Origin of the sequence: Mycobacterium sp. E3247 (genome assembly GCF_001667785.1) — a bacterium.
In the GTDB taxonomy this organism is placed as follows: domain Bacteria; phylum Actinomycetota; class Actinomycetes; order Mycobacteriales; family Mycobacteriaceae; genus Mycobacterium.
The window spans coordinates 1-11,524 of record NZ_LZJG01000058.1 but is presented as its reverse complement, the minus strand read 5'-3'; the positions used below and the strand labels follow the sequence as shown (position 1 = coordinate 11,524).

The window sequence follows — 11,524 nt, the reverse complement described above, 5'->3', positions numbered from 1 at the left end:
AACACCGAGACCGGCAGCCCGCACAGGTCGTGGGCCTCGCGCAGCAACACCTCGCCGGCCCACTTGCTGTTGCCGTAACCGTTGGCGTAACCGCCGGCGATGGTCCGGGTGGGGCTGATGACCCGGATGTCGGCGTCCTCGGTGAAGGCGGCCGGCTCCACCCCGTCCCCGACGTTGGCGGTCGAAACATACGTGTAGGGCTTGAGTTTGGCCGTCATCGCCAGCCGGATCAGCTCGGCGGTGCCCGCGACGTTGGGGGCGAACAGCTCGCTGTAGGGCAGCGCGCCGTTGACCAGCGCCGCCGAGTCCACGATCAGATCAACAGTGTCGGCCAACCGCTGCCACGTCGGCTCATCCAGGCCCAGGTTCGCCGCACCCTTGTCCCCCGCGATGACCTCCAGGTGGCCGTCAGCGAGTTCGTGGAAGCGGTTCAGCAACTTCGGGTCACCGCTGTCGAAGGTCTTCTCCAGCCGCCGACGACCCTCCTCATCCGAGCCGGCCCGCACCAGGCAGATCAGCTTGCCGTCCACCAGCTCCAGCTGCTCCAGCCACTGCAGGGCCAGGTAACGGCCCAAAAAGCCCGTCGCACCGGTCAACAGGACCGTCCGCACCTGAGCGCTCGGGCCGGGCAACGACGGCGCGCCGCCCAGCGTCCCGGCGTCGATGAACTTCTCCAACATCAGATCGCTCGCGTACACCTCGGTGGCGTCGCGACCGTGCACCGAGGCGAAGCTGGGACCGATCTTGGGTGCGGCCGCGAAATCTTGTGCGTACGAGTCGAATTGCTGACTCAGGTTCCGCACCGACGGCGCGTCGAACACGGCGCGCACGGGCAGATGGATGCCCAAGGTGGTGTGGATCGCCGCGACCAGGCGCATGGCCGACAGTGAATCGCCGCCGAGGTCGAAGAACGAGTCTTCGACGCCAACCCGCTGCACGCCCAGGACCTGGGCGTAGATGTCGGCCAGGGTCTCCTCGACCGGCGTGGCCGGCGGGCGGTAGCGGTCCCGGTCGGTGTATTCCGGCGCGGGCAACGCCCGGGTGTCGAGTTTGCCGTTGACCGTCAACGGCAGCGCGTCCACCGCCAGCACCGCTGCCGGGACCATGTAGGCGGGCAGCCGGTCGGCCAGCGCCGCGCGAAGCGCGGCCGGGTCGGCGGTCCCGGTGATGTAGCCGACCAGCCGCCTGTCGCCGGGACGGTCCTCGCGGGCGATCACCGCGGCCTGCTCGACGCCGGCCAAGGCGGCCAGCGCGGCGCGGACCTCACCGAGCTCGACGCGGTGCCCGCGGATTTTCACCTGCTCGTCGACCCTGCCCAGGTACTGCAGCTGGCCGTCGGCACCCCAGCGCACCAGGTCCCCGGTGCGATACATGCGCTGCCCGGGCACCCCGAACGGGCACGCCACGAACCGCGACGCGGTCAGACCGGCCCGGCGCACGTACCCGTACGTCAGGCCCGCCCCCGTCACATACAGCTCCCCGATCACGCCGGTGGGCGCCGGCCGCAGCCGCCCGTCGAGCACGAACAGCGCCGCCCCCGGCACCGGCGAACCGATCGGCGGGGTTCCCGACTCGGGGACCAGCGGCGCGCTGATCGCCACACACATCGTGGTCTCGGTCGGGCCGTAGACATTGAGCATGGTCCGCCCCGGCGCCCACCGGTCCACCACCTCTTCCGGGCAGGCCTCCCCGGCCACCACCAGGGCGGCCGAGTCCAGGCCCTCGGGCGCCAGAATTCCGGCCTCCGACGGTGTTTGGGTGAGCACGCTGACGCTTTCGGCGGTCAGCAGCGCGTGCAGGTCCTTCGGGGAGCGGGCGGTGGCGTCGGGCACCACCAGGACCCGACCGCCGTGCAACAGCGCGCCGAAGATCTCCCAGACCGACACGTCGAAGACCAGCGAATGGCTCTGCGCCCACACTCCCCCCGCCGGCAGCGGCGCGTCGAGTGGGGTGAACAGCTGCGTGACGTTGCGGTGAGTGACCGCAACGCCTTTCGGAGTACCGGTGGTGCCGGACGTATAGATGATGTAGGCGACGTCGTCGGCCGTCGGCGTCGCCGACGGCGCGCTCGCGGGCCGGGCGTGCAGGGCGGGATCGTCGACGTCGACGACGGGGCGGTCGAAGCCATCCAGCCGCGACCGGAGACCGGCGGTCGTCAGCGCGGCCACCGGCGCGGCGTCGGCGAGGACGAACTCGATCCGCGCCGTCGGCAGCCCCGGGTCGATCGGCAGGTAGGCCGCCCCGGTCTTGAGCACCGCCAGGATCGCCACGACGGCCTCGGCCGAGCGGTCCGCGAGCAGCGCCACGCATTCGCCCGGGCCCGCCCCGCGGTGAATGAGCAGGTGCGCCAACCGATTCGCGGCCCGGTCGAGCTCGCGGTAGGTCAGCGTGCGGTCCCCGCAGCGGACGGCCACCGCGTCCGGGGTGCGGCCGACGTGGGCGGCGAACGCCTCCAGGATCGACGGCCAGGTCACCGTCCGGGTGGAGACCGCGCGATTGCCCCACTCGTCGAGGCGGGCGCGCTCGTCGTCATCGAGCACGTCGATCGACGACAACGGCCGCGCGGGGTCGGCGGTGACGGCCAGCAGCACCTGGTGCAGGCGTTTGACCAGCGTTTCGATGGTGCCGGTGTCGAACACGTCGGTGCGGAACTCCACCTGCCCGCCGATCCCGGCGGGTTCACCGGTGTCGCTGAAGTGTTCGGCCAGTGAGAACGTCAGGTCCATGCGGGCGGTGTGGGTGTCCACCGGAAGCGGGGTGACGTGCAGGTCACCCAGGCTCAGCTCGGTCGGGTCGTTGTTCTGCCAGGCCAGCATCACCTGCACCAGCGGATGGTGGCTGAGGCTGCGGGTGGGCCGAAGCCGCTCGACGAGCACCTCGAAGGGGACGTCCTGGTGTTCGTAGGCGGCCAGGCTGCGCCCGCGCACCTGCGCCAGAAGCTGCGCGACCGTCGGGTCCCCGCCCAGATCCGTGCGCAACACGAGGGTGTTGACGAAGAAGCCCACCACGCCGTCGAGCGACGGGTCGCGGCGCCCGGCGATCGGGAAGCCCACGGCCACCTCGCTGCTTCCGCTCAGCGTCGACAGCAGCACCGCCAGCGCGGCCTGCACGACCATGAAACTGGTCGCGTTGTGCGCCCGCGCCGCCTCGCGCACCCGCTGCTGTAGCTCGGCCGGCCACCGCACGCCCACGGTCGCCCCGCGGTGGTCGGCCACCAGCGGGTAGGGCCGATCGGTGGGCAGCACCAGCCGCTCGGGCATCCCGGCCAGCGTGTGTTCCCAGAACCGCAGCTGCCCGGCGATGGGGCTGTCCGGATCGTCCGGGTCGCCGAGATGCGCGCGTTGCCACAGCGCGAAGTCGGCGTATTGCACGGCCGGCGGCCGCCATTGCGGGGCTTGGCCCGCGCACCGGCCGGCGTAGGCCACGCCGAGATCGCGCACCAGCGGCGTGAGCGACAGGCCGTCGGCCGCGATGTGGTGGAGCACCGTCACCAGCACGTGCGCTTCCATGTCCGTGCGGAAAAGCCAAGCGCGCAGGGGAATTTCGGTTCCCAGGTCGAACGCGTAGTGGGCGACCGTCTCGACGGCCTCGGTCAAGCGCTCCTGCGGCCACGCCGTGGCGTCGACCATGTCGCACCGGACGTCGGCCTCCTCGGGTGTCATCACGACCTGCTGCGGTGTCCCCTCGGCCGCGATGAAGACCGTGCGCAGGCTTTCGTGCCGGGCCACCACGTCGCCCAGTGCGGCATGGAACGCGTCGGCATCCAGGCGCCCGTCCAGCCGCAGCGCCGCCGCCATGTTGTACACCGCCGAGGGCCCCTGCAACTGGTCGAGGAACCACAACCGGGATTGGGCGAAGGACAACGGAATCACCGCGGGCCGTTCGATCGCCGTCAACGGCGTGCGCCCCGCCCCGTCGTCGCCGAGGCGCGGCGCCAACTGGTGGATGGTGGGCGCCTCGAACAGCGACCGCACCCCGAGGTGGGCGCCCAGGCCGGCGTTGACCGCCGCGATCAAGCGTGTCGCCGCCAGCGAATCCCCGCCCAGGTCGAAGAACGAGTCGTCGACGCCGACCCGGTCGAGGCCGAGGACCTGGGCGTAGATGGCGGCCAGGATCTCCTCGGTGGGGGTGGCCGGGGCGCGGTAACGACCGGGATCGCGGTAGTCCGGCGGCGGCAGGGCCCGGGTGTCGAGCTTGCCGTTGACGGTCAACGGGATCGCGTCCACGACGACGATGGCGGCGGGCACCATGTAGGCGGGCAGCCGCTCGGCGAGCGCGGCGCGGACGCCGGCCGGGTCGGCGTGCCCGGTCACGTAGCCCACCAGCCGCCTCTCCCCGGGACGGTCTTCGCGGGCGATCACCGCGGCCTGCCGCACCCCGTCCAAACCGCTTAGGGCCGCCTGGATTTCGCCGAGCTCGATGCGATAGCCGCGGACCTTGACCTGCTCGTCGGCCCGGCCCAGGTACTGCAGCTGCCCGTCGGCGCCCCAGCGGACCAGGTCCCCGGTGCGGTACATGCGTCGCCCGGGCGGGCCCGACGGGCACGGCACGAACCGCGACGCCGTCAGGGCCGGCCGGCCGACGTATCCGGACGCCAACCCGCGGCCGGCCACGTACAGCTCGCCGACCACCCCGGCCGGCACCGGCCGCAACCAGTTGTCCAGCACCAGGAAGGCGAGATGCGCCAGGGGAATTCCGATGGGGCTGCCGCCGCCGTCGACGTCGCCGTGGACGATCTCGCGGAACGAGGCATGCACCGTGGTTTCGGTCGTTCCGTACATGTTGACGATGCGTGGGCGTCCCGGATGGCCGTCCAACCACGTGGCCAGGCGCCGGGGTTCGAGCGCTTCGCCGCCGAACACCAGCGTCTGCAGCTTGAGCTGCCGGCCGAGCTCGGGCGCCAACGCATCGGCGGTCTGCAGCGCGTAGAAGGCCGACGGTGTCTGGCTCAGCACGCTGACCTGTTCACGAACCAGCAAGGCGTGCAGGTCTTCCGGCGAACGGACCACCCCGTCGGGCACCACCACCAGGCGGCCCCCGCGCAGCAGCGCGCCGAACATCTCCCACACCGAGAAGTCGAAGGCCAGCGAGTGGCACAGCGTCCACACCGTGCCCAGCTCCAGCTCGGCGTCCAGCGAATCCAGCAGCTCGATGACGCTGCGGTGGGTGACCGCCGCGCCCTTGGGGGTCCCGGTCGTACCGGAGGTGTAGATGACATAGGCGATGTCGTCGGGCGCCGCGGCGGGCAGCGGCCCGGCGGGGCGGGCGTCGACGTCGTCGTCGTGGGCGTCGATGACGGGCAGGTCGCAACCGTCGAGCCGCGACCGCAGGCCGGCCGTGGTGATCACGGCGACGGGTGCGGCGTCGTGCAGGACGAAGCCGATCCGCGCGGCCGGCAGCCCCGGATCGACCGGCACGTAGGCCGCCCCGGCTTTCAGCACCGCCAGGATCGCCACGACCGCCTCGGCCGTCCGGGGCATCAGCAGCGCCACCCGCTCCCCCGGGCCCGCGCCGACCTCGACGAGCCGGTGCGCCAGGCGATTCGCTTTGTCGTCGACCTCGCGGTAGGTCAGGCCGCGGCCCCCGCAGCTGATGGCCACCGCGTCCGGCGCGCGGTCCACCTGCGTGGCGAACGTTTCCGGAATCGACCTCGCCGCCGGCTCGGGCCGGCTCAGCGCGGCGTGGTTGCCGATGGCCTCGAGGCGGGCGTGCTCCGCCCGGTCGAGCACGTCGACGGACGACAACCGGCGGGCGGGGTCGGCGGTCATGGCCTCCAGCACCCGCCGCAGCCGCGCCAGAAGTGTTGTGACGGTAGCGGTGTCGAACACATCGGTGCGGAACTCCACTGCACCGCCGATCCCGGCGGACCGGCCGTCCGCGGTCCAGCGTTCGGCCAGCGAGAACAACAGGTCGGTGCGGGCCGTGCCGGTGTCCACCGGCAGCGCGGTGACCTGCAGATCGCCCAGCGCGAGTTCGGCGGGCCCGGTGTTCTGCCAGGCCAGCATCACCTGGACCAGCGGATGGTGCCCGAGGCTGCGGGTGGGGTTGAGCCGCTCCACGAGAACCTCGAAGGGCACGTCCTGATGTTCGTAGGCGGCCAGGCTGCGCCGGCGCACCTGGGCCAAAAGGTCGGCGATGCTGGGATCCCCGGACAGCTCGACCCGCAACACCAAGGTGTTGACGAAGAAGCCGACGACGTCGTCCAGTGCGGGATCGCGACGGCCGGCGATCGGGAAGCCCACGGCGACATCGGAACTCGCGGTGAGTTTGGCAAGCAGCACCGCCAGGGCGGCCTGGATCACCATGAAACTGGTCGCGTTGTTCGCCCGCGCCAGCTCGCGCACCCGGTCCTGCAGGTCGGCGGGCCACTCGACGCTCACACTGGCACCGCGCTGATCGGCGACGGTCGGATAGGGCCGATCGGTGGGCAACTCGAGACGCTCGGGCATCCCGGCCAGCGCGTCCTGCCAGTAGCGCAGCTGCCCGGCGATCGGGCTGTCCGGGTCGTCGAGTTCGCCGAACCGGCTTCGCTGCCACAGGGCGTAGTCGGCGTACTGCACCGGCAACGGCGCCCAGCCGGGGGCCCGGCCCGCGCACCGGCTGGCATAGGCAACGCCGAGGTCGCGCACCAGCGGGGTGAGCGACCAGCCGTCGGCGGCGATGTGGTGCACCACGGCCACCAGGACGTGTTCGTCCTCGGCGATCCTGAAAAGTTCTGCCCGCAACGGGATCTCGGCATCCAGGTCAAACGGGCGTCCCGCGGCAGCCCGGACGGCCTGCTCCAACCGCGCCGGGGACCATTCGGCGGCGTCCACCACCTCCCACCGGGCGTCGGCGTGCTCCGGCGGCAACACCACCTGCTGGGGCGTGCCCTCGGCCGCGACGAACACCGTGCGCAGGCTTTCGTGACGGGCCAGCACATCGGCCAGCGCCGCGCGCAACGCGGCGCGATCCAACTGCCCGCGCAGCCGCAGCGCCGCGGCCATGTTGTATACCGGCGACGGCCCGTGCAGCTGATCGATGAACCAGAGCCGGGACTGGGCGAAGGACAGGGGCAGCACCGCGGGCCGCACCCCGGCCACCACGCGCGCCGGTCCATCGCCGCTGGGCCCCACCAGCGGCGCCAATCGGCGGACGGTGGGGGCCTCGAACACCGCACGCACCGACAGGTGGGTGTCCAGGGCCGCGTTGACGGCGGCGACCAGGCGCATGGCCGCCAGGGAATCGCCGCCCAGGTCGAAGAACGACTCCTCGACCCCCACGCGGGCCAATCCCAATACGCGCGCGTAGATCTCGGCCAGAATTTCCTCGACCGGTGTCGCCGGGGCGCGGTAGGACTCGGCGTCGTGGTATTCCGGTGCCGGCAGCGCCCGCTTGTCGAGTTTGCCGTTGAGCGTCAACGGGATTGCGTCCACTACGACGACCGCGGCGGGCACCATGTAGGGCGGCAACCGCTCGGCGAGCGCGGCGCGGATCCCGGCCGGTTCGACGGTTCCGGTCACGTAGCCGACCAACCGGCCCTCGCGGGCGACGACCGCCGCCTGCTGCACGCCCTCGAAAGTGAGAAGCGCGGCGTGGATCTCGCCGAGTTCGATGCGATGCCCGCGGATCTTGACCTGATCGTCGGCGCGCCGCACATACCGCAGCTGCCCGTCGGCGCCCCAGCGCACCAGGTCCCCGGTGCGGTACATGCGCGTCCCGGTCCCACCGAACGGGCAGGCCACGAATCGCGATGCCGTCAAGCCGGATCGGCCCAGGTATCCGCACGCGACGCCGCGACCGGCCACGTACAACTCCCCGACCACTCCGGCCGGTACCGGCCGCAGCCACCTGTCCAGCACCACCAGCGCAGCGCCGGACACCGGCGACCCGATCGGCGCCCCGGCGCCCGGGGTCAGCGGCGCGCTGATGGCCGCGTCCACGGTGGTTTCGGTGGGGCCGTAGGCGTTGACCATCACCCGGCCCGGTGCCCACCGGTCGACCAGCTCGGGCGGGCAGGATTCGCCACCGATCACCATCGCGACGGCATCCAGGCCCTCGGTCGACAGGGTTCCGGCCTCCGACGGGGTCTGGCTGAGGATGTTGACCCGTTCGCGAATCAGCAAGGCGCGCAGCTCTTCCGGTGCGCGGACCACAGCCTCGGGCACCACGACCAGGCGCCCGCCATCCAGCAGCGCGCCGAAGATCTCCTGGACGGAGACGTCGAAGGACAGCGAGTGGCAGTGCGACCAGACGCCCGCGGCCGGCAGGGGCGCATGCAGCGACGTCATCAGCTGGGTGACGTTGTGGTGGGTGACCGCAACACCCTTGGGGACGCCGGTGGTGCCGGACGTGTAGATCAGGTACCCGATGTCCTCGGGGGCCGGCGCGGTCAAGACCGTGGCGGAGCCCGTGTCCGCCGGCGGGTCATGCACGTCGATGATCGGCACGCCGGAGCCGACGAGCCGCGAGCGCAGGTCGGCCGTGGTGACGGCGACGATCGGCGCTGCGTCGGCGATCATGAACCCGATCCGCGCCGCCGGCAGCCCGGGGTCGATCGGCAGGTAGGCGGCCCCCGCCTTGAGTGCCGCCAGGATCGCGACGACGGCGTCGGCGGATCGCGAAAAGAGCAGCGCCACAAAGGTTCCGGGTGCGGCGCCGTGGGCCGCGAGCAGGCGCGCCACTCGGTTGGCGGCCTCGTCCAGCTCCCGGTACGTCATGGAGCGGCCTTCGAAGCTCAGCGCCACCGCCTCCGGGGCACGGGCCACGTGCGCGGCGAACATCTCCGGAATGGAGCGCCCGGTCACCGGCTCGGCCAGCACCGCGCGGTTGCCCCATGCGACCGTGTGCTCCGGCTCCTCGGGGCTGTCGATGGCCGACAGCGGGCGGTCCGGGTCGGCGGTCATGGCGACGAGCACCCGGCGGAACCGCTCGATCAGCGTCTCGATGCCGGCCGCGTCGAAGACGTCGGTGTCGAATTCGACGCGCAGGCCCAGTTCGTCGCCCGGCACGGCTTGCACCGAGAGCGGATAGTGGTTGAACTCGCGGCTGGTGAACTCGGTGACGGTGACTTCGTGGGCGCCGGCCAGCGCGGCGGTGTCGATCGGGTAGTTCTCGTAGACGAACAGGGTGTCGAACAACTGGTCGTGGCCGGTGGCGCGGTGGATTTCGGCCAGCGCCAAGTGCTCGTGGTCGAGTGTCTGGTTGTGGGCGCGGCGGAGCTGGTCGAGGAGGCCGGCGACGGTCTGCGCCGCGGTGATCGTCGCCCGGACCGGGACCGTGTTGATCAGCAGGCCCACCATCGATTCGGCGCCGGGCACCTCGGTCGGGCGGCCGGAGACCACGGCGCCGAAGACCACATCGTCGTGACCGGTCAGCCATGCCAGCTGCTGCGCCCAGGCGGCCTGCAGGACGGTGCTGACGGTGGTGTGCGATGCGCGGGCCAGCCCGCTGAGCGCCCGTGTGGTTTCCGCCGGCACGGTGAACGTGGCGACGCCGCGCCGCCCCGCCGGTCCCGGTGGGCGCACCAACGTCGGGGTGTCGACGCCGTCGAGCACGTGGCGCCACGCCGCTCGCGCGGCCGCCAGGTCGCGGCCGGCCAGCCAGGTGAGGTAGCTGCGGTACGGCGCCGCCGGCGGCAACCGCTCCCGGTAATAGCCGGCGAAGATCTCCTGGAGCACGATCGGCAGCGACCATCCGTCCATCACGATGTGGTGGACGGTCAACACGAACCGGTGCCGGTCTTTCGCGGTGCGGACCAGCGCGGTCCGGAACGCCGGGCGGGCGGCCAGGTCGCACACCGCGGCCCGCTCGGCGGCGCACAGCTGCGCGACCTGCTCGTCCGGGTCGGCATCGTCGGCGTCGAGCTGGACGTAGCGCCACGCCACGGCCGGGTCGGCGGGGATGATCTGCACCGGCTCCTCGAACGCTTCGCAGAACCGGGCCATCAGGTTGGGGTGCCGGCTGAGCACGCCGCCAACCGCCTCCCGCAGGCGCTGGGGGTCGAGCGGGCCGCACACCGTGATGTCGAGCTGCACCGCGTACACGTCGTCCGCGGGGTCGAGCCCGGCGCCGGCATGAAAGAGCAGTCCCCGCTGCAGCGGCGTCAACGGCAACACGTCGGCGACCGGGTATTGCCGGCACAGCTCGTCGATCTGCTGCTGGCTCAGCCGGGCGGGGGCGACGTCCGACGGGGTCAAGCCGCCCCCGCCGCTGCGCACGTGCGCGCAGATGCCGGCCAGGGCGTCACACCACAGTTGGCTGAGTCGGCCGACTTGTTCGCGCGTCAGCGCCGAGGGCGCCCACGTCCAATTGGCTTGCAGGCGAGAGCCGTTCGCCGTTTCCATGGCACCGGCGTTGAGTTCCAGCGTGTGCCCCAGCGGCATCGGCAGCGCGGCCGCCGCGGCGGTCAACGACTGGCTGTCCGGATCGGGCCGCCACAACTCGTCGGACAGCTCGGCCGTCCCCCCGAGCCGTCCCAGGTAGTTGAACCCGATCACCGGGTCCGGGTCCTCTAGGCCCACTTCGGGATTGAGGTAGCGCAGCAGCCCGTAGGTCGGCCCGTCCGGCTGCGCACGCAGTTGCTCCTTGGCGTCCTTGACGAGCGCGCCCAGCTCGGGCTCGCCCGCTTTGACCTTCGGCCAGTGCGGTGCGCCGAGCTGGAGCGCGACGGGGTATTTGGCGGTGAACCACCCCACGGTGCGCGACAGGTCGACGTGCGGTCCGACGTCCTCGTCGCGGCCGTGGCCCTCGACATCGATACGGAGCGGCGCGCCGGTGCCCAGGAATTCGTTGATCGCCAACCCGAGGGCGACCACCAAAATATCCTGGACACCGGCGTGAAACGCCGCCGGCACTGCCCCCAGCAACATTTGCGTGGTATCGGCGTCGAGGGACACCGACAACTGTCCGGCCGTCTCGTACGTGTCGGCGCCCGGGCGCACCGCCGGCAACGGCGCCGGGGCGGCCGCCACGTCGCGCCACGCGTCCGCCCGGTCAACGACCTCGGGGCGCCGGGCGTGCTCCTGAAGCATCGCCGACCAGCGGGCGAACGACGTCCCGCCGGGCGGCAACACGATCGGTTGCCCGGTGCGCTGTTGGGCCCAGGCGATGTTCACGTCTTCCAACAGGATTCGCCACGACACCCCGTCGACGGCCAGGTGGTGGACGATCAACGCCAACCGCCCGGTGGGCTCCGCCCAGACCGCGCGCAGCATCACGCCCGCCGCCGGGTCCAATCGCGACCGCGCGGCCAGCACCGCCTCTTCGGACAACGCGTCGACGACGTGCAGGCAGCTGCGCGCGTCGACCGCGCCGGGCTCGGGCGCGTGCAGCGACCAGCCGCCGGCGCCGTCGTCGTCCACACACAGCCGCAGCATGGGGTGCCGGTCGATCAGGGCCTGCAGCAGCACCACCACGTCGTCGTGGGTGACGCCGATGGGGGCCTGGACCACGATGGTCTGGTTGAACTGATCGACCGGACCGTCAATCTGCTGCAGCCAGCGCATGATCGGGGTCGCGACCACCGGGCCGATGCCGTCATCGG

1 protein-coding gene is annotated in these 11,524 nt (G+C 71.9%); it reads right to left on the bottom strand.

Annotated features, from left to right (window positions below; all coding sequences use genetic code 11):
- On the bottom strand, positions 1–11,524 hold an 11,524-nt coding region (locus tag A9X04_RS03065; RefSeq protein WP_156764195.1), incomplete at both ends, for a non-ribosomal peptide synthetase.